Origin of the sequence: Kluyvera ascorbata (assembly GCF_023195735.1) — a bacterium.
Classification (GTDB): Bacteria; Pseudomonadota; Gammaproteobacteria; order Enterobacterales; family Enterobacteriaceae; genus Kluyvera; species Kluyvera ascorbata.
Genome location: NZ_CP096201.1, coordinates 1842036 through 1866600 on the forward strand (window position 1 = coordinate 1842036; position 24565 = coordinate 1866600).

The 24565-nt window shown below is 53.8% G+C and carries 27 protein-coding genes, 1 tRNA gene and 1 other annotated feature; of the genes, 15 read left to right on the forward strand and 13 right to left on the reverse strand.

Annotation, left to right across the window (positions count from 1 at the left end):
• The first annotated feature begins 1 nt into the window (after window position 1).
• Window positions 2–1021 carry a Wzz/FepE/Etk N-terminal domain-containing protein gene (locus tag MY052_RS08620; protein WP_248538571.1) on the forward strand — a complete coding sequence of 340 codons (1020 nt, stop codon included), beginning with the start codon at window positions 2–4 and terminating at the stop codon, window positions 1019–1021.
• Window positions 1022–1323: 302 nt separating this feature from the next.
• Window positions 1324–2490 (forward strand): UDP-glucose 6-dehydrogenase, encoded by a 1167-nt coding sequence (ugd, locus tag MY052_RS08625; RefSeq protein ID WP_248538572.1) that lies wholly within the window; start codon window positions 1324–1326, stop codon window positions 2488–2490.
• Between the two features lie 52 nt (window positions 2491–2542).
• On the opposite strand, the gene hisIE is transcribed toward ugd, so the two are convergent.
• The 9 genes from hisIE to hisL form a co-directional block, all read right to left on the reverse strand.
• Window positions 2543–3142, reverse strand: a complete 600-nt coding sequence (gene hisIE / locus MY052_RS08630; protein WP_248538573.1) for a bifunctional phosphoribosyl-AMP cyclohydrolase/phosphoribosyl-ATP diphosphatase HisIE — start codon at window positions 3140–3142, stop codon at window positions 2543–2545.
• Window positions 3136–3912, reverse strand: a complete 777-nt coding sequence (gene hisF / locus MY052_RS08635; protein ID WP_248538574.1) for an imidazole glycerol phosphate synthase subunit HisF — start codon at window positions 3910–3912, stop codon at window positions 3136–3138. Before hisF ends, hisIE begins: the two co-directional genes overlap by 7 nt.
• Window positions 3894–4631, reverse strand: coding sequence for a 1-(5-phosphoribosyl)-5-[(5-phosphoribosylamino)methylideneamino]imidazole-4-carboxamide isomerase (hisA, locus tag MY052_RS08640; RefSeq protein WP_035894869.1), 738 nt, complete (start codon window positions 4629–4631; stop codon window positions 3894–3896). The genes hisF and hisA overlap by 19 nt, the downstream gene beginning before the upstream one ends.
• Window positions 4631–5221, reverse strand: coding sequence for an imidazole glycerol phosphate synthase subunit HisH (gene hisH, locus MY052_RS08645; RefSeq protein WP_035894867.1), 591 nt, complete (start codon window positions 5219–5221; stop codon window positions 4631–4633). The genes hisA and hisH overlap by 1 nt, the downstream gene beginning before the upstream one ends.
• Window positions 5221–6288 carry a bifunctional histidinol-phosphatase/imidazoleglycerol-phosphate dehydratase HisB gene (gene hisB / locus MY052_RS08650; protein WP_248538575.1) on the reverse strand — a complete coding sequence of 356 codons (1068 nt, stop codon included), beginning with the start codon at window positions 6286–6288 and terminating at the stop codon, window positions 5221–5223. Before hisB ends, hisH begins: the two co-directional genes overlap by 1 nt.
• Entirely contained in the window at window positions 6285–7346 is a 1062-nt protein-coding gene (gene hisC / locus MY052_RS08655; protein WP_248538576.1) for a histidinol-phosphate transaminase, read from the reverse strand. Before hisC ends, hisB begins: the two co-directional genes overlap by 4 nt.
• Window positions 7343–8647 carry a histidinol dehydrogenase gene (hisD, locus tag MY052_RS08660; protein ID WP_248538577.1) on the reverse strand — a complete coding sequence of 435 codons (1305 nt, stop codon included), beginning with the start codon at window positions 8645–8647 and terminating at the stop codon, window positions 7343–7345. The genes hisC and hisD overlap by 4 nt, the downstream gene beginning before the upstream one ends.
• A gap of 5 nt (window positions 8648–8652) precedes the next feature.
• On the reverse strand, window positions 8653–9552 hold the full coding sequence (gene hisG / locus MY052_RS08665) for an ATP phosphoribosyltransferase (protein WP_035894861.1): 900 nt from the start codon (window positions 9550–9552) through the stop codon (window positions 8653–8655).
• 34 nt (window positions 9553–9586) lie between these two features.
• Window positions 9587–9707 (reverse strand) — a sequence feature (His leader region).
• Window positions 9683–9733: a his operon leader peptide gene (hisL, locus tag MY052_RS08670; protein ID WP_071594744.1), complete on the reverse strand. Its 51-nt coding sequence runs from the start codon at window positions 9731–9733 to the stop codon at window positions 9683–9685. It overlaps the preceding feature by 25 nt.
• Before the next feature lie 178 nt (window positions 9734–9911).
• On the opposite strand from hisL, the gene MY052_RS08675 reads away from it, so the two are divergent.
• The 4 genes from MY052_RS08675 to tsuB all read left to right on the forward strand — a co-directional run bounded on the left by MY052_RS08675 (window position 9912) and on the right by tsuB (window position 13972).
• A complete protein-coding gene (locus tag MY052_RS08675) occupies window positions 9912–10733 on the forward strand; it encodes an SDR family oxidoreductase (RefSeq protein ID WP_035894860.1) in 822 nt (273 codons plus the stop codon).
• 418 nt (window positions 10734–11151) lie between these two features.
• Window positions 11152–12510 (forward strand): APC family permease, encoded by a 1359-nt coding sequence (locus MY052_RS08680; RefSeq protein ID WP_035894859.1) that lies wholly within the window; start codon window positions 11152–11154, stop codon window positions 12508–12510.
• Between the two features lie 171 nt (window positions 12511–12681).
• On the forward strand, window positions 12682–13737 hold the full coding sequence (gene tsuA, locus MY052_RS08685; protein WP_035894858.1) for a thiosulfate utilization transporter TsuA/YeeE: 1056 nt from the start codon (window positions 12682–12684) through the stop codon (window positions 13735–13737).
• A 10-nt stretch (window positions 13738–13747) separates the two neighbouring features.
• A complete protein-coding gene (gene tsuB, locus MY052_RS08690) occupies window positions 13748–13972 on the forward strand; it encodes a thiosulfate utilization sulfurtransferase TsuB/YeeD (RefSeq protein WP_035894857.1) in 225 nt (74 codons plus the stop codon).
• Between the two features lie 84 nt (window positions 13973–14056).
• Here tsuB and sbcB read toward each other — a convergent pair whose 3' ends face one another.
• Window positions 14057–15481, reverse strand: a complete 1425-nt coding sequence (gene sbcB / locus MY052_RS08695) for an exodeoxyribonuclease I (RefSeq protein ID WP_248538578.1) — start codon at window positions 15479–15481, stop codon at window positions 14057–14059.
• Between the two features lie 47 nt (window positions 15482–15528).
• Window positions 15529–15783, reverse strand: coding sequence for a hypothetical protein (locus tag MY052_RS08700; protein ID WP_248538989.1), 255 nt, complete (start codon window positions 15781–15783; stop codon window positions 15529–15531).
• Here MY052_RS08700 and dacD point away from each other — a divergent pair.
• The 6 genes from dacD to cobT all read left to right on the forward strand — a co-directional run bounded on the left by dacD (window position 15695) and on the right by cobT (window position 21175).
• Window positions 15695–16861: a serine-type D-Ala-D-Ala carboxypeptidase DacD gene (gene dacD / locus MY052_RS08705; protein WP_248538580.1), complete on the forward strand. Its 1167-nt coding sequence runs from the start codon at window positions 15695–15697 to the stop codon at window positions 16859–16861. The genes MY052_RS08700 and dacD overlap by 89 nt on opposite strands.
• A gap of 170 nt (window positions 16862–17031) precedes the next feature.
• Window positions 17032–18090: an FUSC family protein gene (locus MY052_RS08710; protein ID WP_035894878.1), complete on the forward strand. Its 1059-nt coding sequence runs from the start codon at window positions 17032–17034 to the stop codon at window positions 18088–18090.
• A gap of 201 nt (window positions 18091–18291) precedes the next feature.
• Window positions 18292–18612: a DUF496 family protein gene (locus MY052_RS08715; protein WP_035894853.1), complete on the forward strand. Its 321-nt coding sequence runs from the start codon at window positions 18292–18294 to the stop codon at window positions 18610–18612.
• Window positions 18613–18811: 199 nt separating this feature from the next.
• The gene (gene cobU / locus MY052_RS08720; RefSeq protein ID WP_248538919.1) at window positions 18812–19357 is read left to right on the forward strand and encodes a bifunctional adenosylcobinamide kinase/adenosylcobinamide-phosphate guanylyltransferase; all 546 of its coding nucleotides are present in this window, start codon (window positions 18812–18814) and stop codon (window positions 19355–19357) included.
• On the forward strand, window positions 19354–20094 hold the full coding sequence (cobS, locus tag MY052_RS08725; RefSeq protein ID WP_248538582.1) for an adenosylcobinamide-GDP ribazoletransferase: 741 nt from the start codon (window positions 19354–19356) through the stop codon (window positions 20092–20094). Before cobU ends, cobS begins: the two co-directional genes overlap by 4 nt.
• 28 nt (window positions 20095–20122) lie before the next feature.
• On the forward strand, window positions 20123–21175 hold the full coding sequence (cobT, locus tag MY052_RS08730) for a nicotinate-nucleotide--dimethylbenzimidazole phosphoribosyltransferase (RefSeq protein ID WP_248538584.1): 1053 nt from the start codon (window positions 20123–20125) through the stop codon (window positions 21173–21175).
• Between the two features lie 3 nt (window positions 21176–21178).
• On the opposite strand, the gene MY052_RS08735 is transcribed toward cobT, so the two are convergent.
• Window positions 21179–22069 (reverse strand): LysR substrate-binding domain-containing protein, encoded by an 891-nt coding sequence (locus MY052_RS08735; RefSeq protein WP_248538586.1) that lies wholly within the window; start codon window positions 22067–22069, stop codon window positions 21179–21181.
• Between the two features lie 122 nt (window positions 22070–22191).
• On the opposite strand from MY052_RS08735, the gene MY052_RS08740 reads away from it, so the two are divergent.
• A complete protein-coding gene (locus MY052_RS08740) occupies window positions 22192–22710 on the forward strand; it encodes a hypothetical protein (RefSeq protein WP_248538588.1) in 519 nt (172 codons plus the stop codon).
• Window positions 22711–22754: 44 nt separating this feature from the next.
• Here the strand turns inward: MY052_RS08740 and MY052_RS08745 are convergent.
• Window positions 22755–22830, reverse strand: a tRNA-Asn gene (locus MY052_RS08745).
• A gap of 6 nt (window positions 22831–22836) precedes the next feature.
• Between MY052_RS08745 and MY052_RS24285 the strand changes: the two genes are divergently transcribed.
• Entirely contained in the window at window positions 22837–23016 is a 180-nt protein-coding gene (locus MY052_RS24285; protein WP_368894051.1) for a DUF5951 family protein, read from the forward strand.
• Window positions 22992–24458, forward strand: a complete 1467-nt coding sequence (locus tag MY052_RS08750; RefSeq protein ID WP_248538590.1) for an EmmdR/YeeO family multidrug/toxin efflux MATE transporter — start codon at window positions 22992–22994, stop codon at window positions 24456–24458. Before MY052_RS24285 ends, MY052_RS08750 begins: the two co-directional genes overlap by 25 nt.
• Window positions 24459–24565 lie beyond the last annotated feature (107 nt).

Here is a 24565-nt window from a genome sequence, read left to right on the forward strand (position 1 = left end):
CATGAATCAAAAATCAGTGAAAGACATTTCGAATGATGAAAAACAGAGTGAAGTGGATCTGATTAAAGTTGCGATGAGACTATGGCGTGGAAAATGGACTGTTCTTTTTTGCGTTATTATATCATTGGCTACTTGTATGATATATTTGAAACATTCAAAAGAAAAATGGGTCTCAAGTGCATTAATAACTAGGCCAGCAGTAGGAGAAATATCTCCATATATTGATATTTTAGGTATTATATATGGTGAGGATGCGCCTAAAATTAGTGATAGTCAGAAGTTGTTTTTGGAACAATTCAAATCATCATTATATACATTGTCGTTGGATTATATGGGGAGGACTAGTGATGTTATTAGCTTTGATACGCTAGATATCGACCAGGCTAAAAATGCTGCATTGTCCCCCCTTGCTCCAACATTGCCTTTTAGAATTTCATACATGGTGCAGAGAGGCTCTGCAGAAGAGGCTCAAAGATCTCTAATTAGTTTGATTCATAATGCCAATGACGTTGCAACTGAGCGGCTAAAGAAAGATTTGGTGGCCTCATTAAATCACAAACTCTTCTTGCTAAAGAATGAGTTGTTAATTCAAAAGAATTTGGCCGCAGAAAAAAAACTACAGCGTGTGTCTGATGTCGAACAATCTTTAAAATTAGCAAATGAATTAAATATTAAAAAATCGAAAGCTGGCTTTGCTGAATACGTTAGCAACGATAAGCTTTTTATGCTTGGTAGCGATAATTTAGAACTTCTTTTGCAAAATTATAAAAATAGCCCTGTGGTACTTTCTGATAAATATTACGCTGTAGACAATAAAATAAAAATATTGGAGTCAGTCGACATTAAAAATATCAACATTGGTTCTTATGACTATTTAATGAGGCCTTTCTTGCCAACTGTAAGTATGGGCCCTAAAAAAATACCACTAATAGCTTTTTCCATTCTATTTGGTTGCATGCTGGGTGCTATAGTTGTATTAGGCTACGGTGCATTCAGAAAATATTGGTTAGAAAAAGCCTAAGAAAAACTGAGTCGCTTAGTTAATGCTCTTATGTTTAGTCGGTTTATTTTAGGGGGTTAGAGAAACTGAGACTCTGTTACAGAGTGTTTATAATTGAATAATTATATAATTCAGCATTGTGGTCGTGCTCACTAGCGTTTCTCCTAAAAATGTCAATACTAGGCTAACTCTTATCGGCCCAAGTTCAATTCAGTTTATACTTGCAGGGTTATTACTGAATGATCACTATATTTGGTGACAAATCAAGTAATATCGATGATGCATTCACCCTAAATGTTTAACCGGAAGAAGTTACACAACGAATGAAGATAACTATTTCAGGAACAGGTTACGTAGGTTTATCTAACGGCATTCTGATTGCCCAGCACCATGAAGTGGTGGCGCTGGATATCGTGCAGGCCAAAGTCGACATGCTGAATCAGAAAAAATCGCCGATTGTCGATAAAGAAATTGAAGAGTATCTGGCGACGAAGTCGCTGAATTTCCGCGCGACGACCGATAAGCATGATGCTTACCGTGATGCTGACTTCGTGATTATTGCTACGCCGACCGATTACGACCCCAAAACCAACTACTTTAATACTGCAAGCGTTGAATCCGTGATCCGTGATGTGACGACAATCAACCCGAAAGCGGTGATGATTATTAAATCGACTATCCCGGTTGGTTTTACGAATTCTATTAAAGAGCAGTTGGGCATCGATAACGTCTTCTTCTCGCCGGAGTTCTTGCGTGAAGGGCGTGCGCTGTACGACAACCTTCATCCGTCACGTATCGTTATCGGTGAGCGTTCAGAGCGTGCCGAGCGTTTTGCCGCATTATTGCAGGAAGGGGCAATTAAGAAAGACATCCCTACGCTATTTACTGACTCGACAGAAGCCGAAGCCATTAAGCTGTTTGCGAATACCTATCTGGCAATGCGCGTGGCCTACTTCAACGAACTGGATAGCTATGCGGAAAGCCTGGGTCTGAACTCCCGCCAGATTATCGAAGGGGTCTGCCTGGATCCCCGTATTGGCAACCATTACAACAACCCATCGTTTGGCTACGGCGGCTACTGCCTGCCGAAAGATACCAAACAGCTGCTGGCCAACTACGCTGCGGTACCCAATAACATTGTGGGCGCGATTGTGGATGCTAACCGTACCCGTAAAGATTTTATCGCTGATTCTATTCTGGCACGTAAGCCGAAAGTGGTCGGTGTATATCGCCTGGTCATGAAGTCAGGCTCGGACAACTTCCGTGCCTCCTCGATTCAGGGGATCATGAAGCGCATTAAAGCGAAAGGTATCCCGGTTATCGTGTACGAGCCGGTGATGGAAGAGGATGAATTCTTTAATTCTCGCGTTGTTCGCGACCTGGATGCGTTTAAACAGGAAGCTGATGTCATCATTTCTAACCGTATGGCGGAAGAATTGTCAGACGTCGCGGAGAAGGTATATACCCGCGATCTGTTTGGGAATGATTGATTGTTGATCTAAGAAATAAAAAGCCCGGTTCTGATACCGGGCTTTTTGTTGTTTACTGATGCCGCTCCCGCAAATTATCGATAACGGTCGTCAAATCTAACTCCTGATCCTGCAGCAGCACCAGCAGGTGATACATCAAATCTGAAGCTTCATTCTTCAACTCAAACTTATCGTGCACGGTAGCCGCCAGAGCGGTTTCCACGCCTTCTTCGCCCACTTTCTGCGCAATGCGCTTGGTGCCGCTGGCATACAGTTTCGCCGTGTAGGAGCTAGCCGGATCGGCGGTCTTACGCTCGGCCAGCAGTTGTTCAAGCTGATACAGGAACAGCCATTTGTGGCTGGTGTCACCGAAGCAGCTCGACGTGCCTTTGTGGCAGGTTGGGCCGATAGGGTTTACCAGAATCAGCAGCGTGTCGTTATCGCAATCGGGGGCGATACTGACCACGTTCAGGAAGTGGCCGGAGGTTTCACCTTTGGTCCACAGACGCTGTTTGGTGCGCGAGAAGAAGGTGACTTTGCCCGTTTCCTGCGTTTTCGCCAGCGCTTCCTGGTTCATATAGCCCAGCATTAACACTTCGCCGGATACCGCGTGTTGGATAACGGCGGGCATCAGTCCGTCGATTTTTTCCCAGTCCAGTTGTTCAGTTAACATACCCGTATCTCCACGCCCTGTGCTGCCAGGTACGCTTTTAGTTCACCAATATTAATAATCTGTTTGTGGAACACCGACGCGGCCAGCGCACCGTCGACGTTGGCGTCGCGGAATGCTTCCAGGAAGTGCTCCATGGTGCCAGCGCCGCCGGAGGCGATCAGCGGCACGTGGCAGACTCCGCGTACTTTTTTCAGCTGTTCCAGGTCGTAGCCGTTACGCACGCCATCCTGGTTCATCATGTTGAGGACGATTTCGCCTGCGCCGCGCTTTTGAACTTCCTGTACCCAGTCCAGCGTTTCCCACTGGGTCACGCGGGTGCGGCTCTCATCGCCGGTATACTGATTGACATGATACTTGCCGGTGTCGGCATCAAACCAGGTATCAATACCTACCACGATGCACTGCACGCCGAAGCGATCCGCCAGGCGGGTAATCAGTTCCGGGTCGGCGAGTGCCGGGGAGTTGATAGAAATTTTGTCCGCGCCGAAGGAGAGGATGCGCGCGGCGTCATCGATGGACTTGATGCCACCGGCAACGCAGAACGGGATATCAATGACTTCGGCAACGCGGGAGACCCAGCTTTTATCGACCACGCGGCCATCGCTGGAGGCGGTGATATCGTAGAACACCAGCTCGTCTGCGCCTTCATCAGCGTAGCGTTTTGCCAGCGGAACAATATCGCCGATGATTTCGTGGTTGCGGAACTGCACGCCTTTAACGACCTGACCATCACGCACATCGAGACAAGGGATTATCCGTTTTGCCAGCATTGGATGGCCTCCGTTACGTTAAATTTACCTTCCAGCAGCGCACGCCCAACAATCACGCCGCGCACGCCGGTACCGCGCAGCGCGGCGATATCGTTAAGGTCGCCAATACCGCCGGAAGACTGGAATGCCACCTGCGGATAGCGAGCGCAGACTTCTTCGTACAGCGAGACGTTAGAGCCCGCCAGCGTGCCGTCGCGGGAGATATCGGTACACAGCACGTGCTGCAGGCCAACCGGCAGATAGGTTTCGACCAGCTCTTCCAGCGTGACGCCGGAGTTTTCCTGCCAGCCGCTGACCGCCACCTGCTTGGTGCCGTTCTCATCAATGCGCACGTCAAGCGCCAGCACTAAATGCTCGGCGCCAAAACGTTTGAACCAGCCTTTGACCACTTCCGGTGATTTTACCGCCGTTGAGCCCACGACTACGCGAGCTACGCCTGCGTCGAGCAGGGCGGCTACATCTTCTTCAGTACGCACGCCACCACCAACCTGAACCGGCACCTTTACACCGGCAACCAGCGTTTTCAGCAGTGGGATCTGCCGCTGTGCCGGGTCTTTCGCGCCGGTTAAGTCTACCAGGTGCAGCACTTCTGCGCCCTGAGCCGCGTAATCTTGCAAACGCGGCATCGGGTCATTGCCGTAGTCACGCTGTTGCCCGTAATCTCCCTGATGGAGACGCACCACGGTGCCGTTAATCAAATCTAAAGCAGGAATGATCATCACATCTCCAGGAAGTTTTTCAGCAGCTGTGCGCCTGCGGCACCCGACCGTTCTGGGTGGAACTGCACGCCGTAAAAGTTATCTTTCTGCACGGCGGCGGTGAACGGCTCGCCATAGTTGCACTGGGCGATGGTGTACTCGTTGACCGGCATGGCGTAGCTGTGGACGAAGTAGAAGTAGGCGCCGTCTTCAATGCCGCGGAACAGACGGTCGCCTGCTTTCGGGTAGACGCGGTTCCAGCCCATGTGCGGCAGCGGCAGGCCAAAATCGGTCATCTTCGGCACATCTTGTTCAATGATGCCGAGTAGGTCTACGCCGTTTGTCTCTTCGCTACGGCGGCCGAGCAGCTGCATACCGAGGCAGATTCCCAGCACCGGCTGAGTACAGGCTTTGATTAAATCGACCAACTCGCGCTCGCGAATCTGGTCCATGGCGGCTTGCGCCGTGCCTACGCCCGGTAGAAAGAGCTTATCGGCGCGCAGCACCACCTCCGGGTCGCGACTCACCACTGGCTCGTAGCCGTGGCGAGCAATCGCTGACTTCACCGAGTTAAGGTTCGCGCAGCCGGTATCAAGGACGACCACATTCATCACAGCACTCCTTTCGAAGAAGGAAGGGTGTTGCCGTCTACGCGAATCGCCTGGCGCAGAGTACGGCCGAAGACTTTGAACAGACTTTCTACGCGGTGATGATCGTTTTTGCCCTTGGTTTTCAGGTGCAAGGTGATGCCCATGGCGTAGGAGAGCGATCGGAAGAAGTGCTCGATCATCTCGGTGCTGAGATCGCCTACGCGCTGGTAGGTGAACTCGGCTTTATATTCCAGGTGCGGGCGGCCGGAGATATCCAGCGCGCAGCGCGCCAGACATTCGTCCATTGGCAGTACAAAACCAAAGCGGTTGATACCGCGTTTGTCGCCGAGCGCCACCTTCAGCGCCTCGCCGAGCGCCAGGCCGGTATCTTCCACCGTGTGGTGATCGTCGATATACAGGTCGCCCTTCACGGTGATGTTCATGCGGAATCCGCCGTGGGTGGCAATCTGATCCAGCATGTGGTCAAAGAAGCCGACGCCGGTATTGATTTTGCTGCCGCCTTCGCGATCAAGCCACACTTCCACGTCAATCTGCGTTTCGCGGGTGTTGCGTTCGATGTGCGCGTAGCGGTCGCGGCGGGTCAGCCGTTCGCCAATCATCGCCCAGTTCAGCGTGTCGCGGTTATAGCGCAGGCCGGTAATGCCCATGTTGACCGCCAGCTCAACGTCGGTGGCGCGGTCGCCAATCACGTAGCTGTTGGCCGTGTCCATTACTTCATTCGCCAGCCATGCGGTCACCAGCTGCGTTTTTGGCTTGCGGCACTCGCAGTTGTCGGCTGGCAGGTGCGGACAGATCAGCACATCGTCAAAGATCACGCCCTGAGAGGTGAAGATCTGCATCATCAGGTTGTGCGGGCCGTCGAAGTCCGCCTGTGGGAAGCTGTCGGTGCCCAGTCCGTCCTGGTTAGTGATCATCACCAGCTTATAACCGGCTTTTTGCAGTTGAAGCAGCACCGGAATAGCGTCGGGTTCGAAGGCCAGTTTGTCAAAACGGTCTACCTGATAGTCGCTTGGTGGTTCGGAAATCAGGGTGCCATCGCGATCGATAAAGAGAAACTTCTGGGTCATACGGTCTCCGCTTTCAAAGCGTCAATCACGCGCTGGCTTTCAGCACGAGTGCCGATAGTGATGCGCAAACAGCCGCTTAATGAAGGTTGTTTATTCTGGTCTCGTAAGATAATGCCCTGATCCCACAAAGATTTAAATACGCTACTTGAGGCTTTGATTCGGGCCAGTACGTAGTTGGTCTCGGAATCAAAAACCTGCTCAACGCAGTCAATGGTGCGCAGGGCCTCTACCAGATACTCGCGCTCGCTTAAAATCTGCGCCACGCGCTCGCGCATCGCGGCAATCCCCTGCGCGCTAAGCGCCTGTGCCGCGATATCAGCAACCGGGGTTGAAAGCGGATAAGGCGCGATCACTTTCATTAATAGAGCAATGACTTCCTCGTTGGCGAGCGTGAAGCCGCAGCGCAGCCCTGCCAGGGCAAAGGCTTTGGAGAGGGTGCGCAGAATGACCAGGTGCGGGTATTCCGCCAGCCAGCCTGCCAGCGTCGCCTGCGGGCAGAATTCAATATAGGCTTCATCGGCAACCACCAGCGCTTTGTCGCGGGTCATCTCCAGCAGGGTACGGAAATCCTGCGGGTTAATAACCTGCCCGGTTGGGTTGTTCGGGCTACAGACGTAGACCACTTTCACGTTGCCAAGGCTATCGGCGATGGCAGGCAGGTCGAGCTGCCAGTCGGCTTTGGCCGGCACGGTGCGGCACTCTACGCCGATGGTTTCGGCGCTAACGCTGTACATACCGTAGGTTGGAGGGCAGAACAGTACCGCATCGCGGCCCGGCTCACAGAAGGCGCGTACCAGCAGTTCAATGCCTTCATCCGCGCCGCGGCTAACCAGCACCTGCGTGGGCTTCACGCCCGCATAGGCGGCATAGTTTTCAATCACCGCTTTTGGCTGACACTCCGGGTAGCGGTTCAGCGTTTGCTGGCTCAGCTCGAATGGCACCGCCGTCGGGTATTCATTGGCATTCAGCCAGACGTCACCTTTGCCGCCAAGACGACGGGCAGACTGGTACGGGGTTAAAGCGCGAATGTTGTCGCGGGCTAACTGTTCAATGCTCATGCTTGCTCCTTCAGGGCGTTAACGCGCAGGGTGACGGCATTTTTGTGGGCGGTAAGCAGCTCGGCGGCGGCCAGCGTTTCAATCGTGGCGGCGATAGCACTAAAGCCATCGCGGGACAGTTCCTGAACGGTCATCCGTTTCTGGAAATCGGCCAGCCCCAGGCTTGAACAGGTTGACGTGTAGCCGTAGGTCGGCAGCACGTGGTTAGTACCGGAAGCATAATCGCCCGCTGACTCCGGCGACCAGTCACCGAGGAACACGGAACCGGCGCTGGTGATATCGTCAACCAGCTCACGGGCGTTGCGGGTCTGGATGATTAAGTGTTCCGGGCCATAAGCATTGGAAATCGCCACGCATTGCGCCAGGTCTTTTGCCACGATAAGGCGGCTAGCGGAGAGCGCTTGTCGCGCGGTATCTGCGCGGGAGAGTTCGGCAAGCTGGCGTTCAACGGCTTCGGCGACGCCTTCGGCAATCTTCGCATCTGGCGTCAGCAGGATAACCTGTGAGTCCGGGCCGTGTTCCGCCTGAGAAAGCAGGTCAGAGGCGATAAAATCTGGCGTGGCACCGCTGTCGGCGATCACCAGCACTTCAGAAGGGCCGGCAGGCATATCAATTGCCGCACCGTCGAGGCGCTGGCTGACCTGGCGCTTCGCTTCGGTGACATAGGCATTACCTGGGCCGAAGATTTTATCGACCTTCGTAATCGATTCGGTGCCCAGCGCCAGCGCGGCAATCGCCTGCGCGCCGCCGACTTTATAGACGTTCTCTACGCCGCAAAGCTGCGCGGCATACAGGATCTCATCGGCAATCGGCGGTGGTGAACAAAGCACCACTTTTTTGCAGCCGGCGATACGCGCCGGGGTCGCCAGCATTAATACGGTAGAGAACAGCGGGGCGGAACCGCCTGGAATATAAAGGCCAACTGAGGCGATAGGGCGGGTTACCTGCTGGCAACGCACGCCCGGCTGAGTTTCAATATCCACCGGCGGCAGAATCTGCGCCGTGTGGAAGGTATCGATATTACGCACTGCCGCCTGCATCGCCTGCTTAAGTTCATCGCTCAGACGATTGCTGGCCTGCTGAATTTCGTCTGCGGTAACTTTCAGCGCGCCGACTTCGGTTTTATCAAACTTCGCGCTGTATTCACGCAGCGCGCTGTCACCGTTGGCTTTGACGTTATCCAGAATCTCGGCCACCGTGCGGGTGATGCTGTCGGAGGCGGAAATGGCCGGGCGCATCAGCAGCGCTTGCTGTTGTTCGGGGCTACAGCTATTCCAGTCAATCAGGGTATTGAAGCTCATGGTTATTACTCCATCATCTTCTCAATTGGCAGCACCAGAATAGAGCTGGCACCCAGGGCCTTCAGTTTTTCCATGGTTTCCCAGAACAGAGTTTCGCTGCTCACCATGTGCATCGCCACGCGCTGCTTATCGCCCGCCAGCGGCAGAATGGTTGGGCGTTCAGCGCCAGGCAGCAGGGCGATAACTTCATCCAGACGCTCGGTTGGCGCGTGCATCATGATGTACTTCGATTCGCGAGCCTGAATCACGCCCTGAATACGGGTTAACAGACGGTCGATCAGCTGCTGTTTGGCTTCGCTCATCTCGCCGTCGCGCTGGATAAGGCAGGCTTTAGAGCGGAACATCACTTCGACTTCGCGCAGGCCGTTGGCTTCAAGCGTTGCGCCAGTCGATACCAGGTCGCAAATGGCGTCGGCAAGGCCAGCGCGTGGGGCAACTTCGACGGAACCGTTCAGCAGACAGGATTTAAAGCTGATGCCTTTCTGATCGAGGTAACGCTTCAGCAGGTGTGGGTAAGAGGTGGCGATGCGTTTGCCGTCGAGCGCAGCAGGGCCGTTCCACGCTTCATCCGCCGGGGTTGCCAGCGACAGGCGGCAGCCGCCGAAGTCCAGGCGACGCAGGGTAAAGTAGCGCGGGTCTTCGCCCTGAGCGCGGCGGCTCAGCAGCTCTTCTTCCAGCACGTTCTCGCCAATGATGCCGAGATCAACGACGCCATCCATAATCAGACCAGGGATATCGTCATCGCGAACGCGCAGAATGTCGATAGGCATGTTCTCCGCCATCGCAATCAGGCGCTGGGTGTGGAGATTGATTTTGATGCCACAACGGGCCAGTAATTCGCGTGAATCATCGCTCAGGCGACCTGATTTCTGCATAGCTATGCGTAAACGGCTGTTATCTAACATTCTGTATTCCTCATTACCCTGCTGAATTTTGTTCAAAAAAAAGCCCCCGGAAGATATCTTCCGGGGGCTCTCTTGCGTTCATGCACCACTGGAAGATCTGAATGTCTCCCAGCACACATCGCCTGAAAGACTAGTCAGGGTGATGGTGATGATGGTGGTGTTTAAATTGAACGCGGCTCATAAATTTCTCGTTGAATGACTATTCACTTGATGTCTTTTAACCTAAACCACTTTTGTCATTGAACGCAAGCGCTTTTTACATTCATTAAATCAATTCATGTAGCGACTATAAATTGTCAGTTTTATCGTGGTGGCGTAGCCTTATTAAGGTAGTTCGGCAAGAACCAGGAGATAGCGCAATGAAGAAAGTGGCAATCGTCGGTTTAGGGTGGCTGGGTATGCCGCTGGCGCTGTCGTTGATGGCGCGTGGCTGGCAGGTGACCGGCAGTAAAACGACAGAGGACGGCGTGGAAGCAGCACGGATGTGCGGGATTGATAGCTATCCGTTGCGGCTCGATCCACAGCTGGTGTGCGAGGCCGATGACCTCGATGCTTTAATGAACGTCGACGCATTAGTGATTACATTACCGGCGCGTCGTAGCGGCCCGGGGGAAGATTTTTACCATCAGGCGGTGCAGGAGATTGTGGACTCGGCGCTGGCGCATCATATTCCGCGCATCCTCTTTACCAGTTCGACGTCGGTGTACGGTAATGAAGAGGGGACGGTAAAAGAAATTTCTCCCCGCAATCCTGTGACGGCGAGCGGACGAGTACTAAAAGAGCTTGAGGATTGGCTGCATCAGCTGCCGGGAACGTCGGTCGATATTCTGCGCCTCGCAGGGCTGGTGGGGCCGGAACGTCATCCCGGCCGTTTCTTTGCTGGAAAATCGGCTTCTGACGGCCAGCAGGGCGTAAATCTGGTGCATCTGGACGATGTGATTGCAGCTATTACGCTATTGCTGCAGGCACCGAAAGGCGGTCACATTTACAATATTTGTGCGCCAGGGCATCCAGCCCGCGGTGTGTTTTATCCGCAGATGGCCCGTGAGCTGGGGCTGCCGGTGCCCGTTTTCAGCGATAGCGGTAAAGGGCAGGGGAAAATCATCGATGGCAGTCGAATCTGTCGTGAATTAGGCTTTGAATATCAATTCCCAGACCCCCTGCGGATGCCTCTGGAGTAGCAGTCTGGAATAGCCACTCATTTATGTAACATATAGATAGATATAAAATTTGTAGGGTTATTGATTATTGTTGGCTCAGATGTTTTAGCAAATCGTGCTATAAATCTGAGTCACACTTTATAGATTGCTGGTTAATCAGCCAGTTGGATGAGAACTCGCATTATTCCTTCTCTCACCGGCTTGTGTTTTTGCATTCGTTTGGTGCAAAATATGTCGAATGTAAAAAATGAGACTAACCGACGTGATTGCCACGTCGGTTATTTTTTTACATCAAAACAACCATCCAATAAAAGAGGCCGGGCTTCGTACCGGATAGATATTTACTTAAAAAACGACAGTTGTTGTCGCTGAGGAAACAGAAAAAAAATGGGGCAATTTTTCTTTTTTGCACCGGCAGTCGCCGAACAGGGGGCTCACCGTGTCAAATAACGTTACTCCAAACACCTCTCGCGTGGAATTGCGTAAAACGCTTACGCTGATTCCGGTTGTCATGATGGGCCTGGCCTATATGCAGCCAATGACGCTGTTCGATACGTTCGGTATCGTATCTGGCCTTACAGACGGTCACGTTGCAACGGCGTATGCCTTTGCGCTGATCGCTATTCTCTTTACAGCGCTAAGCTACGGTAAGCTGGTTCGCCGGTTCCCGTCCGCTGGCTCTGCGTACACCTATGCTCAGAAATCCATTAGCCCGGTCGTTGGCTTTATGGTGGGCTGGTCATCACTGCTGGACTATCTGTTCATGCCGATGATCAACATTCTGCTGGCTAAAATTTACTTTGAAGCGCTGATGCCTTCTGTACCATCGTGGATCTTTGTTGTCGCGCTGGTGGCCTTTATGACCATCTCTAACCTGCGCAGCATCAAAGCCGTGGCGAACTTCAACACGCTGATTGTGGTTCTGCAGATGGGTATCGTGGCGGTTATCGTCGGCCTTATCATTTACGGTGTGATGCACGGTGAAGGCGCAGGTACGCTGACCAGCACCCGTCCGTTCTGGTCTGAAGGCGCGCACGTTGTGCCGATGATTACCGGTGCGACCATTCTGTGCTTCTCGTTCCTGGGCTTCGACGGTATCTCTTCTCTGTCTGAAGAGACTAAAGATGCAGAACGTGTGATCCCGAAAGCGATTTTCCTGACCGCGCTGATTGGCGGGATGATCTTTATCGGTGCATCTTACTTCCTGCAGCTGTACTTCCCGGACATCTCTCGCTTTAAAGATCCGGATGCGTCTCAGCCAGAAATCATGCTGTACGTAGCGGGCAAAACCTTCCAGTGGGGCGTACTGATCTTCTCCAGCGTCACCGTACTGGCATCAGGTATGGCGGCACATGCGGGCGTATCGCGTCTGATGTACGTTATGGGCCGTGACGGCGTGTTCCCGAACAGCTTCTTCGGTTACGTGCATCCGAAATGGCGTACCCCGGCGTTCAACGTGCTGCTGGTTGGCGCGATTGCGCTGCTGGCGATTAAATTCGACCTGGTAACCGCAACGGCGCTGATCAACTTCGGTGCGCTGGTGGCATTCACCTTCGTTAACCTCTCCGTGATCTCTCAGTTCTGGATCCGTGAGAAGCGTAACAAGACGTTGAAAGACCACTTCCAGTACCTGGTGCTGCCAGTGTGTGGCGCGCTAACCGTTGGCGCACTGTGGATTAACCTGGAACAGAGCTCAATGATTCTGGGTCTGATCTGGGGTTCTATCGGCCTGCTGTACCTGGCATGCGTGACCAAGCGTTTCCGCAACCCGGTACCACAGTACGAAGACGTCGCATAATTTGCGAGTGCTGAAAAGCGAAACCGGAGGCCATGTGCCTCCGGTTTTTTTTCGTCTGAATAACAGAGAATTAATAACCATCAGGAATAACATAGAGTTTTTGGTTATTGGAGACCAAAGACACGGTCGGGAATAATTTTACGACTGATAATATTGGGTTAATTAATTCTTATGTTGCACATGATAATAAGCGGAATACTCTGCGGCGCCTTATTGGGATTCGTTATGCAGCGCGGTCGCTTCTGCCTGACCGGCGGTTTCCGCGATATGTATATCACTAAAAATAACCGCATGTTTTACGCGTTATTAATCGCCATCTGTATTCAAAGCGTGGGCGTTTTTGCGCTGATTCAGACCGGTCTGGTGCAGTATGACGCAGGTGCGTTTCCGTGGTTGGGCACCGTCGTCGGCGGCTTCGTCTTTGGTATCGGTATTGTCTATGCAGGTGGATGTGCCACCGGGACTTGGTATCGCGCCGGGGAAGGGCTTATCGGTAGCTGGATTGCGCTGATAACCTACATGGTGATGAGTGCTGTGATGCGCTCGCCTCACGCTGCGGGTCTGAATAAGTTTCTTGGTGAACATACCACCGCGCACAACGGCATCGCGGAAACCCTCAATATCTCCGTCTGGCCGATTATTGCGCTGCTGGTGGTGGTCACGCTCTGGTTTGTACGCAAAGAGCTGCGTAAACCAAAGCTGAAAGTGGCTTCGTTGCCGCCACGCCGTACCGGTCTGTCGCATCTGCTGTTTGAAAAACGCTGGCATCCGTTTTTCACCGCGGTGTTGATTGGTCTGATTGCGCTGCTGGCGTGGCCGATGAGTGAAGCGACGGGCCGTATGTTCGGTCTGGGTATCACATCGCCTACCGCCAATATTTTGCAGTTCCTGGTGGGCGGTGACAGCAAATACCTTAACTGGGGCGTGTTCCTGGTGCTGGGCATTTTCATCGGTTCCTTTATTGCTGCCAAAGCTAGCCGTGAATTCCGCGTGCGTGCCGCCGATGCGAGCACGACGCTGCGCAGCGCCGGTGGTGGTGTGTTGATGGGCTTTGGCGCCAGCATTGCCGGTGGGTGTTCTATCGGTAATGGCCTGGTCATGACCGCGATGATGACCTGGCAGGGCTGGATTGGCCTGGTATTTATGATCCTTGGCGTGTGGTGTGCGTCCTGGGTGTTATATGTTCGCCCGCAGCGGAAAGCCAAACTGAAATCCGCGACGGCATAAGGAGCTAAACATGGTTGTGAAGAAACTGGATGTGGTCACCCAGGTGTGCCCGTTCCCATTAATTGAAGCGAAAGCGGCGATGGCTGAACTCGCCAACGGCGACCAGCTGGTGATTGAGTTTGACTGTACCCAGGCGACGGAAGCGATTCCACAGTGGGCGGCAGAAGAGGGTTATACGGTGACGGATTACCAGCAGTCCGGCGATGCGGCCTGGACTATCACCGTACAGAAGTAAATATGTTGCCCTACGGGGCAAAGCGACGTCGGGTTCTGGTTGCGAGCAATCCCGGCGTCGCTTCGCTCGGCCGGGCTACAAGGGTTAAACAATCTCCTGCGCGTACTGATACAGCGCCTTCAGCAGTGACAGCTTTTCCGCATTCCCTTCATATTGCCCATAGAGCATTTCGAGCTCCTGCGCGTAAGCCTGTAAAAACTCCGGAGTAAAGATCTGCCGACGGTGCTCTAACCAGCGCTGCTGCTCGTGTTCATCGAGCGTACCGGGGAAATTTCGCGCCCGATAGTTAAACAGCAATTTCTCAATACGTTTATCCGCGAAGGTAATATCCAGCGCGGGAAGGTTGCGTGGCTCGGTCTCCAGCACGATTTTCATCGCTGCCCTGTCGGCATCGCTAAAGAAGCCGTTATAGAGCTGGGCATCGACGTTCTCCGACGGTACAAACGGCTCGGCTTCGGCAAAAATCGCCACGGCTTTCTCGCGTACCTGCGGATTTTCACGCAGCGTTTTCAGATTATCCAGACAGTGTTGACGGTTGATTCCCAGGCGGTCGGCATCTTCCGGGCGCAGGGTGTTGGCCTGGGCCAGCACCGGGCACTTATTCAGATGAACCAGCTTAATCGGAACCGGAGCATTATCGCCAAGATCAGCTTTTGCCGTATAGAGACGCTCGCGCAAGGAATCAACATCAAGCTCCAGCAGTGGGCTGATATCACCAGCAAGATCCACCATGATAACCGCGTTGCGGTTATCCGGATGCCATGCCAGCGGTGCGACCCAACTGGTGTTACCGCGCCACGCGCCGAACATCCCAGAGACGTGCACCAGCGGCTTCATCTGCGGCACATCGATCAGCGTCATCAGCTTGTTTTTACCGCGATAGGCATAGAGATAATCAAATAGCTTAGGCTGCTGCGTTTTCACCAGTTTCGCCATGGCGATGGTGGCATAAACGTCGGCCATCGCATCGTGGGCGTTGCTGTGTTCAATGCCGTTGGCTTTGGTTAAATGCTCGAGGCGGAAGCTTGGCAGGCCGTCGTCGTTTTCTGGCCAGTTGATTCCTTCCGGGCGCAGGGCGTAACAGGCGCGCATTACGTCGAGCAGATCCCAACGCGAGTTGCGGTTTTGCCAGCTCCAGGCATACGGGTCATAGAAGTTGCGATAGAAGATATTGCGCGTCACTTCATCGTCGAAACGAACGTTGTTATAGCCCACTACGCAGGTATCCGGGACGGTGAAAATATCGTGGATACGCTTAGCAAATGCGGCTTCGTTATCGCCTTTCGCGCGCGCTTCCTGCGGTGTGATACCGGTTATTAACACCGCTTCGGGCTGCGGCAGATAATCCTCAGCCGGCTTACAGTAAAAAACCTCAGGCTCACCGATTATCGTAAAATCTTTATCGGTACGAATGGCGGCGAATTGCGCAGGGCGGTCGAGGGAAGGGCTGGTTCCGAAGGTCTCGTAGTCGTGAAACAGGAATCCCGGCGCGCTTGAAGTTTCTTGCATGGCGTTAACAGTGTCCGTCTATGGCTTTGTTGCTCATGGTAAACGATTTAGCGGTGCATCAGAAGGGCGTTAACCGAATCTGGAAGCGGGCGCGCAGGGTATTTTTTCACGCCCGAGACGAGTAATGTCATATTTTCTTGCAATTTAAGCCTGTCACAAAGCACGAACTTCCGTAAAAAGGACGACGAATTTGTGAATGTTGAGGATTTACCGTTGAAAGCCCGTTTTTTTATTGCCGTTTCTTTGCTCGCTTCGAGCGTTTCCTGTGCCTTTGCTGGCGAATCCGCGATACCTTCCGTCACCCCTCCGCCGATTAAAGCTGGAGCCTGGGTCCTGATGGATTACACCACTGGGCAAGTTCTGACGGCCGGTAATGAGCACCAGCAGCGCAACCCTGCGAGCCTGACCAAGCTGATGACCGGCTATGTAGTGGACCGTGCCATCGACAGCCATCGTATTACGGCCGATGATATGGTGACCGTGGGCCGCGATGCCTGGGCGGCGGGTAACCCGGTGTTTAACGGCTCTTCACTGATGTTTCTTAAGCAGGGCGACCGTCTGAGCGTTCGCGATCTCAGCCGAGGGCTGATCGTCGACTCCGGTAACGATGCCTGCGTGGCGCTTGCTGATTATGTCGCGGGCGGACAGCCGCAGTTCGTCAAAATGATGAACGACTACGTGCAGAAACTGAATCTGCGCGATACCCACTTTGAAACCGTACATGGCCTGGATGCGCCGGGGCAGCACAGCTCCGCCTATGACCTGGCAGTGCTCTCCCGCGCGATTATTCACGGCGAGCCAGATTTCTATCATATGTACAGCGAAAAGAGCCTGACGTGGAACGGTATTACCCAGCAGAACCGTAACGGCCTGCTGTGGGAAAAATCGATGAACATCGATGGCTTGAAAACCGGTCATACCTCCGGTGCGGGCTTTAACCTGATTGCTTCTGCGGTTGACGGCCAACGTCGTCTGATTGCCGTGGTGATGGGAGCCGACAGCGCGAAAGGGCGCGAAGACCAGGCGCGCACGCTGCTGCACTGGGGCCAGCAGAATTTTGATACCGTACAGATTTTGCAAAACGGTAAGAAAGTGGGCACCGAGCGTATCTGGTACGGCGATAAAGAGAACATTAACCTGGGCACGGATCAGGATTTCTGGCTGGCGTTGCCAAAAGCCGAAGTGCCGAATATCAAAGCCAAATACGTGCTGGATACCAAAGAGCTCGATGCACCGATCGCCGCGCACCAGCGTGTAGGCGAGATACAGCTGCTCGATCGCGATAAGGTTGTCGCACAGTGGCCGCTGGTTACGCTGGAAAGCGTTGGCAAAGGCGGGTTGTTCTCGCGCATGAGTGATTATTTACATCACAAAGCCTAACCAAGCGTTGCTCGTCCGGGCTACTTGCTCATGTGTAGCCCGGACGAGGTGCTTAGCGCCGACTTCGGGGCGGCTCGGTGCAAAATCCCGGTGTCGCCTTGATCGGCCGGGCTACTTTCTTCATGCAGGAGCAGGTACAATTCGCGCTTTAGTCTTGTCGGAGAGTGGGTGTGCGTCCGGATAAGTCACTCAGCCCTTTTGAAATTCGTTTATATCGTAATTACCGCACCGTGCACGGGGCGCGTATCGCTCTGGCCTTTGTACTGACCTTTTTGCTGGTCCGCTTGCTGGATATCCCTGACGGCTCCTGGCCGCTGATCACGCTGGTGGTGGTGATGGGGCCCATCTCTTTTTGGGGTAACGTGGTGCCGCGTGCGTTTCAACGCATCGGTGGGACAGTTTTCGGCTCGGCTCTCGGGCTGATAGCCCTGAAGCTTGAACTCTTCTCTTTGCCGCTGATGCTTATCTGGTGCGCTGCGGCGATGTTCCTGTGCGGTTGGCTTGCGCTGGGTAAAAAACCATACCAGGCGCTGCTTATCGGCATTACTCTCGGTGTGGTAGTTGGCGCACCGGCGGGGGATATGACCACCGCGCTGTGGCGAAGCGGCGACGTTATCTTTGGCTGCCTGTTGGCGATGCTCTTCACCGGTATCTGGCCGCAGCGCGCTTTTATCCACTGGCGAATCCAGATGGCTTCGTTTGTGACCCAGTTTAACCGTATCTATCAGGCGGGACTGTCACCGAATCTTATCGAGCGACCGCGTCTGGAAAAACATCTGCAAAAAGTCCTCAACGACGTCGTGAAAATGCGCGGTCTGATTACGCCAGCGAGCAAAGAAACGCATATTCACAAGGGTATTTTTGAGGCCATCCAGACCGTGAGCCGCAACCTGGTGTGTATGCTGGAGCTGCAAATTAACGCCCACTGGGCATCGCGCCATGGTCACCTGCTGATGCTCAACGCCCATACTCTCCGGGAAACGCAGCTTATGACGCAAGACACGCTGCTGGCGATTGCCCACGCGTTGTACGAAGGCAATCCACGTCCTATCAAGGCAAACAGCGAAAAGCTCAACGAAATTGTCGCGGAGCTGCGTCAACTGGTGAATGAATACAAAGACGACAATCTGGCTGAGACCTCCATTCATGGCTACGTCTGGTTAAGCATGGAATTGGCGCGTCAGCTGGAATTATTATCGAGTCTGATGTGCCGCGCGTTGCGTAAATAAAAGACAGATGCACGCGCTTTTGCGCCAGGTTGTTTCGATTCAGCTAGATTTAGGGTTATGATGAACCCAAAGTAAAAATGATTGTTTGCTACAACGGCAGTACGAAAAATCATACAGGTTGAAGGGTATATGACTAATGTGTACCTTATCGTGTAGCCGTTGTTTAACGAATCCGACTCTCAACATATCAGGGGTATAAAAATGGAAACCACGAAACCTTCGTTTCAGGACGTACTGGAGTTCGTACGTTTGTTCCGTCGTAAGAACAAGCTGCAGCGTGAAATTCAGGACGTTGAGAAAAAGATCCGTGACAACCAGAAACGCGTGCTGCTGCTGGACAACCTCAGCGACTACATCAAACCAGGCATGAGCGTTGAAGCTATTCAGGGCATCATCGCCAGCATGAAAGGCGACTACGAAGATCGCGTTGATGACTACATCATCAAAAATGCCGAGCTGTCCAAAGAACGCCGCGACATCTCCAAGAAACTGAAAGTGATGGGCGAGCAGAAAGGCGAGTAACCGTCATTAACGGGTGGTGGCTTCGTCGCCACCCGGTCTTTGTTTTATTCCTCCCAGTCCCTCTCCTCTTCGACAATCCAGTGACATCGCGAGCAATGCGGAGTATAAAGCTTTCTGTTTGATATATTAGCCACAGTGATGTGGGAACGTATTGATATCAAAGGATCTCGCCTACAATGCAGCAACATCTGGAAGCGCAATCATGATTCTGGTAACCGGCGGCGCGCGCAGCGGAAAAAGCCGTCACGCTGAAACGTTACTCAGCGGCTCGCCTCGAGTTTGCTATATCGCCACTTCGCAGATTTTCGATGCCGAAATGGCCGAGCGCATTCAGCACCATCGGGACGACCGTCCTGCACACTGGCGCACCGAAGAGCGCTGGCAGCACCTTGCCGACATCATCACGCCACATAACGATCCTGCAGAAGCCATTCTGCTGGAGTGCATCACGACGCTTGTGACCAATATTCTGTTTGCCTCGGGTGACGAGCAGGAGATAGATAATTGGGACTTCACGGCGCTTGAGGCGAAGGTCAATGTGGAAATCGATGCGTTGATAGCCGCCTGCAAGCGCTGCCCATCGCCAGTTGTGCTGGTGACCAATGAAGTAGGAATGGGCATCGTGCCCGAAAATCGTTTGGCCCGGCATTTTCGTGATATCGCCGGGCGTGTGAATCAAAAGCTGGCGCAGGCGGCAGATGACGTCTGGCTGGTGGTTTCAGGGATTGGAGTCAAAATAAAATGAGTCGACTTTTTTTCGCCACACTCTCTTTCATGAGCCGTCTACCGGTGCCACAGCGCTGGTCGCAGGGGTTGGATCTGGACCGCTACGTGAGCGGTGTTATCACCTTTCCCGTAATTGGCCTGCTGTTAGGTGCGATTAGCGGCCTGGTGTTTATAGTGGTTCAGGCCTGGTGCGGCATTCCTCTGGCTGCATTCTTTACCGTACTGGCGCTGGCGCTGCTGACCGGCGGCTTCCACCTGGATGGTCTGGCGGATACCTGTGACGGTATTTTCTCCGCGCGCCGTCGCGAGAAGATGCTGGAGATTATGCGCGACAGCCGCCTTGGCACCCACGGTGGATTGGCGCTGATTTTTGTCCTGCTCGCGAAAGTGCTTACCCTGAGTGAACTGGCGCTACGAGATGTCCCTATGCTGGCGGCTATTGCCAGCGCCTGCGTTGCTGGCCGCGCGGCGTCGGTGTTCATGATGTACCGCCACCGCTACGCGCGCGAAGAGGGGTTAGGGAACCTGTTTATCGGCAAAATAAGCTTCCGCCAGACGTGGGTTACTCTGGTGATTGCGGGTGCGCTGGTCACTGCGATGCTCGGCATGCATGGCCTGCGGGCACTGCTGGTGGCCTTTATCGGTATCTTTATCCTGGGTCAACTGCTTAAGCGTACGCTGGGCGGTCAAACCGGCGATACGCTGGGAGCAAGCATTGAGCTGGGCGAAGTGATTTTCTTGCTGGCGCTTTTGTAAGCCAGCGTATGACAATGTGGGAATAACAATGCAAACACTGGCTACACTGCTGGCCGCTATCCCTGAAATGGATAGCGCCGCGATGGCGCATGCGCAGCAGCATATTGATGGGCTTTTAAAACCTACGGGCAGCCTTGGGCGGTTGGAAGAACTGGCGATACAGCTAGCGGGCATGCCCGGGCTTAAGGGCGCGCCGCGCGTCGATAAAAAAGCGATTCTGGTGATGTGCGCCGATCATGGCGTGTGGCATGAAGGCGTCGCGATTTCACCGCAGATAGTGACCGCCATTCAGGCTGTTAATATGACGCGTCACAATACCGGCGTTTGCGTGCTTGCTGCGCAGGCGGGGGCGGACGTGCATGTGATTGACGTCGGTATTGATGCTGACCCGATCCCCAGCCTTATCGATATGAAAGTCGCCCGCAGCAGCGGCAATATTGCGCAGACCGCCGCCATGACCGCTGAGCAGGCGCAAACCGTACTGCTGTCGGCAATCAACTATACCCGTAGTCTGGCAGAGCAGGGCGTGACCCTGTTTGGCGTTGGTGAACTCGGCATGGCCAACACCACGCCAGCGGCGGCGGTGGTTAGCGTTCTGACCGGCAGCGAGCCGGAGGCGGTCGTGGGCATTGGCGCTAATCTGCCGCATGAGCAGTTGACGCATAAAGTTGAGGTTGTCCGCCGCGCGATTGCGGTAAACCAGCCCGATGCAACTGACGGGCTTGATGTGCTGACCAAAGTGGGGGGTTACGATCTGCTGGGGATGACCGGCGTGATGCTGGGTGCAGCCTCCTGCGGCCTGCCGGTCGTGCTGGATGGCTTCCTGTCATACGCTTCCGCGCTGGCGGCCTGCCGAATGGCACCTGCGGTAAAACCTTACCTGATCCCTTCCCATTTCTCGGCGGAGAAAGGGGCGCATATTGCACTGGAACATCTGGAACTCAAACCGTATCTGCATATGGAGATGCGTCTGGGGGAAGGAAGCGGTGCGGCTATCGCGATGCATATTGTTGAGTCTGCTTGTACTATGTACAACCGCATGGGCACCCTTGCAGGCAGCAATATTGTGCTGCCTGCCTAAAGGTTACGTTCCTGCCATTTGTCGTAAAAGCCATTCGCGTAGCGCCGTAATATCCTGGCGCTGCGCGTTCTCTTCGGTTGTCACCAGATAGTAATTTGCGCCAGACAGTGACATGTCGAACGGCATCGTCAGCACCCCACGTTGCAGTAAATCCCTCGCCAGGAGTTCGCTAGCAATGACCGCGCCTTGCCCTGCGACCGCCGCCTGTAGCGCATGCGTTTCATCGCTGAAGGTCAATCCTGCCTGGAGGTTCAAGGCCTGAGGCCCATAGCGCTTTTTCCAGTTAGCCCAACTAGGTTCATCAGCAGGGACATGACGATTTTCGACGTGGAAAAGCGTCACGCCGCATAGGTCTTCCGGCCGTTGAAGCGCCAGAGCAGGACTTGCCACCACGATAAACCTATCGGCATGCAGAAGCGTGCAGTGCAGCGCGGATTCCGGCGTTTCACGATAGCGGATCGCCACATCCACGGTACGCTGGCTGAGATCGACACGCTCAACGCTGGTATGCAGCCGCAGGTCGATGGTCGGGCATTCGGCTTTAAACTCCGCAAGCCTCGGCACCAGCCAGTGGGTGAGAAAATTTGAGGTGGTGGTCACCGTCAACGCGGGTGGCTGCTGGGTCTGAAGCACCTGCGCGGTAGCCTCTTCCAGCGCGCTAAAGGCGCGTTGTGTACCGGCATAAAGTAGTTTACCGCTTTCGGTCAGGCTGACGCCCTGCGCACTGCGTTCACAGACCCGACACTCCAGCACCGACTCTAGCAGTTTAATCTGATGGCTGACCGCCGTAGCGCTCACGCCAAGTACCTCTGCGGCACGTTTGAAGCTCAGCTGTTCAGCCAGCGCATGAAAGGCGCGCAGCGCGCCGAGCGGTGGCAATCTGACTTTTCTCATGGGTGAGTTTTTCTCATCTATGGCTGAAAACTATGAGTTTGTTTTACCCATTATCGCGGCAGTAGTCTACACGGCATATGAAAGGTGATGAATTAATCTCATGGTCGCGTAAGGAGCGAGAAATGAACGTATGGGTGAACGGTAATGTGCCGAGAAACGAAAAGCGCGCAGAGCGGGCGATAGCGCTAAGCACGACTATTGCCGCTGCGGGCCTGCTGATAAAGCTATCGATAATGGTGAATGTCACAATGTGCCTGATACAACTTGCCGCACTGGGCGTGAGTTTTGCGGCCGGGCTGATGTTGGTCAATAAAGGTGGCGTAGCGCGCTATGGGTTTATGCTCTCGGCGGCGGGCTGGCTGCTGGTGCTATTGACCTTGCTGGGTGGGCATATGGGGGCAATGCTGTTGCCGGGCATCGTCGTGGGCGGTCTGGGGTTAGGGCTGGCTCATGGGCCATTTCATTCCAGCAAGAGCAATATCAGCGTGTTGAGCAGCGTGGCAGCGCTTGGAGCGGCATGGTTAATCCAGGCGAATTCGGCACCGGGTGTTAATGGCTACGGCTTTGCCTTTGCGCTGTTGATTGATTTGGCGTTACTGGGGGCGATACTGGTCAGCATTGCGGAGCGTGAGGAAGTTTAAAAAGCAAAAAGCCTGCTTAGTTTCCTAAGCAGGCTTCTTAAATGTGGCTCCTCTGACTGGACTCGAACCAGTGACATACGGATTAACAGTCCGCCGTTCTACCGACTGAACTACAGAGGAATCGTTGTGGAGTCGTATCTTAGCGGCGAAAAAACTTTTGTCAAACACCAATTCTCGCCTTGTGATGCGATTGCCTATTCCATCAACAATTTGTCGCCATTCCCAACAAAAATTAAGGAAAAATGCTTTGCAGGATCGGCATTTCTCAATCATCATTTGAAATGGAGTTTCAACTTTCTGATCTAAGGCCCATTTTGAACGTCACCGCCGTACTTCGCCAGGCAGTCACACGCACGCCCTGGTACAAAAAACGTAAAAGTTATCGAGTGCTCTTCTGGCGTGAAATCACCCCCCTTGCCGTACCTATTTTTCTGGAAAATACCTGTGTTTTATTGATGGGGGTGCTGAGTACCTTCCTCGTGAGCTGGCTGGGTAAAGAGGCGATGGCGGGCGTGGGTCTGGCCGACAGCTTCAATATGGTCATCATGGCCTTTTTTGCCGCTATCGACCTTGGTACTACGGTGGTGGTGGCCTTCAGTCTGGGCAAGCGAGATCGCCGTAAGGCGAGGGCAGCTGCGCGGCAGTCTCTGGTTATCATGACCATCTTTGCCACCATTCTGGCGGCGGTGATTCACTATTTTGGCGCCGGGATTATTAACATTGTGGCCGGTGACGCCACGGAGGAAGTAAAAGGGCTGGCGCTGACCTACCTTGAACTGACCGTACTGAGCTATCCGGCGGCGGCGATTGCGCTCATTGGCAGCGGTGCGCTGCGCGGGGCAGGGAATACAAAAATTCCGCTGATGATTAACGGCGGGATGAATATCCTCAACATTATCATCAGTAGCTTCCTGATTTATGGCGCATTCTCCTGGGACGGTATGGGGTTTGCCGGGGCGGGGCTGGGGCTAACTATTTCTCGTTATATTGGCGCGGTGGTGACCATTATTGTGCTGATGGTTGGCTTTAACCCGGCGCTGCGCATTCCGCTCAAAAGCTATTTCAAGCCGCTTAACTTTGCCATCATCTGGGAGGTGATGGGGATTGGTATTCCGGCAAGCGTGGAGTCGGTGCTGTTTAACGGCGGTAAATTGCTAACGCAGATGTTTGTGGCCGGAATGGGGACCGACGTTATCGCCGGTAACTTTATCGCCTTCTCGGTGGCGGCGCTGATTAACCTGCCGGGGAACGCCCTGGGTTCGGCATCGACCATTATCACCGGTAAACGTCTTGGTACCGGGCAGCTTGCCCAGGCAGAGCGTCAGCTACGCCATGTGTTCTGGATGTCGACCATCGTGCTGACGTTGATTGCCTGGAGTACCGCACCGTTTGCTGGGCTGTTTGCCTCGTTCTATACCCACGAGCAGGATGTTAAAGACGTGGTGAAGATTCTGCTGTGGATGAACGCGGCGTTTATGCCTATCTGGGCGGCGTCCTGGGTACTGCCCGCGGGCTTTAAAGGAGCACGAGACGTACGCTTTGCCATGTGGGTCTCCATGCTGAGCATGTGGGGCTGTCGCGTGGTGGTGGGTTATGTGCTGGGTATTCTGTTGGGCTGGGGCGTGGTCGGTGTCTGGATGGGGATGTTCCTCGACTGGGGCGCGCGTGCGGTGCTGTTCTACCGTCGCCTTATCACCGGCCGCTGGGCGTGGAAATACGCGAAGGCAAAGAATACTGATGCGGCGTAACGGCCTGATTGCGGGGAAAATCGGCAAGAAAAGTCAGTTTTCAACCGAATCGAAGAATTAATCGGCAAACGATTTATTTTGTGCAAATCAGGCTTTGACAACAATGG

Bases quoted from the DNA above. Each gene is read 5' to 3' on its own strand.
- MY052_RS08620 (WP_248538571.1), top strand. From the start codon at position 2: ATGAATCAAAAATCAGTGAAAGACATTTCGAATGATGAAAAACAGAGT.
- ugd (WP_248538572.1), top strand. From the start codon at position 1,324: ATGAAGATAACTATTTCAGGAACAGGTTACGTAGGTTTATCTAACGGC.
- hisIE (WP_248538573.1), bottom strand. From the start codon at position 3,142: ATGTTAACTGAACAACTGGACTGGGAAAAAATCGACGGACTGATGCCC.
- hisF (WP_248538574.1), bottom strand. From the start codon at position 3,912: ATGCTGGCAAAACGGATAATCCCTTGTCTCGATGTGCGTGATGGTCAG.
- hisA (WP_035894869.1), bottom strand. From the start codon at position 4,631: ATGATCATTCCTGCTTTAGATTTGATTAACGGCACCGTGGTGCGTCTC.
- hisH (WP_035894867.1), bottom strand. From the start codon at position 5,221: ATGAATGTGGTCGTCCTTGATACCGGCTGCGCGAACCTTAACTCGGTG.
- hisB (WP_248538575.1), bottom strand. From the start codon at position 6,288: ATGACCCAGAAGTTTCTCTTTATCGATCGCGATGGCACCCTGATTTCC.
- hisC (WP_248538576.1), bottom strand. From the start codon at position 7,346: ATGAGCATTGAACAGTTAGCCCGCGACAACATTCGCGCTTTAACCCCG.
- hisD (WP_248538577.1), bottom strand. From the start codon at position 8,647: ATGAGCTTCAATACCCTGATTGACTGGAATAGCTGTAGCCCCGAACAA.
- hisG (WP_035894861.1), bottom strand. From the start codon at position 9,552: ATGTTAGATAACAGCCGTTTACGCATAGCTATGCAGAAATCAGGTCGC.
- MY052_RS08675 (WP_035894860.1), top strand. From the start codon at position 9,912: ATGAAGAAAGTGGCAATCGTCGGTTTAGGGTGGCTGGGTATGCCGCTG.
- tsuA (WP_035894858.1), top strand. From the start codon at position 12,682: ATGTTGCACATGATAATAAGCGGAATACTCTGCGGCGCCTTATTGGGA.
- tsuB (WP_035894857.1), top strand. From the start codon at position 13,748: ATGGTTGTGAAGAAACTGGATGTGGTCACCCAGGTGTGCCCGTTCCCA.
- sbcB (WP_248538578.1), bottom strand. From the start codon at position 15,481: ATGCAAGAAACTTCAAGCGCGCCGGGATTCCTGTTTCACGACTACGAG.
- MY052_RS08715 (WP_035894853.1), top strand. From the start codon at position 18,292: ATGGAAACCACGAAACCTTCGTTTCAGGACGTACTGGAGTTCGTACGT.
- cobS (WP_248538582.1), top strand. From the start codon at position 19,354: ATGAGTCGACTTTTTTTCGCCACACTCTCTTTCATGAGCCGTCTACCG.
- cobT (WP_248538584.1), top strand. From the start codon at position 20,123: ATGCAAACACTGGCTACACTGCTGGCCGCTATCCCTGAAATGGATAGC.
- MY052_RS08735 (WP_248538586.1), bottom strand. From the start codon at position 22,069: ATGAGAAAAGTCAGATTGCCACCGCTCGGCGCGCTGCGCGCCTTTCAT.
- MY052_RS08740 (WP_248538588.1), top strand. From the start codon at position 22,192: ATGAACGTATGGGTGAACGGTAATGTGCCGAGAAACGAAAAGCGCGCA.
- MY052_RS08750 (WP_248538590.1), top strand. From the start codon at position 22,992: ATGGAGTTTCAACTTTCTGATCTAAGGCCCATTTTGAACGTCACCGCC.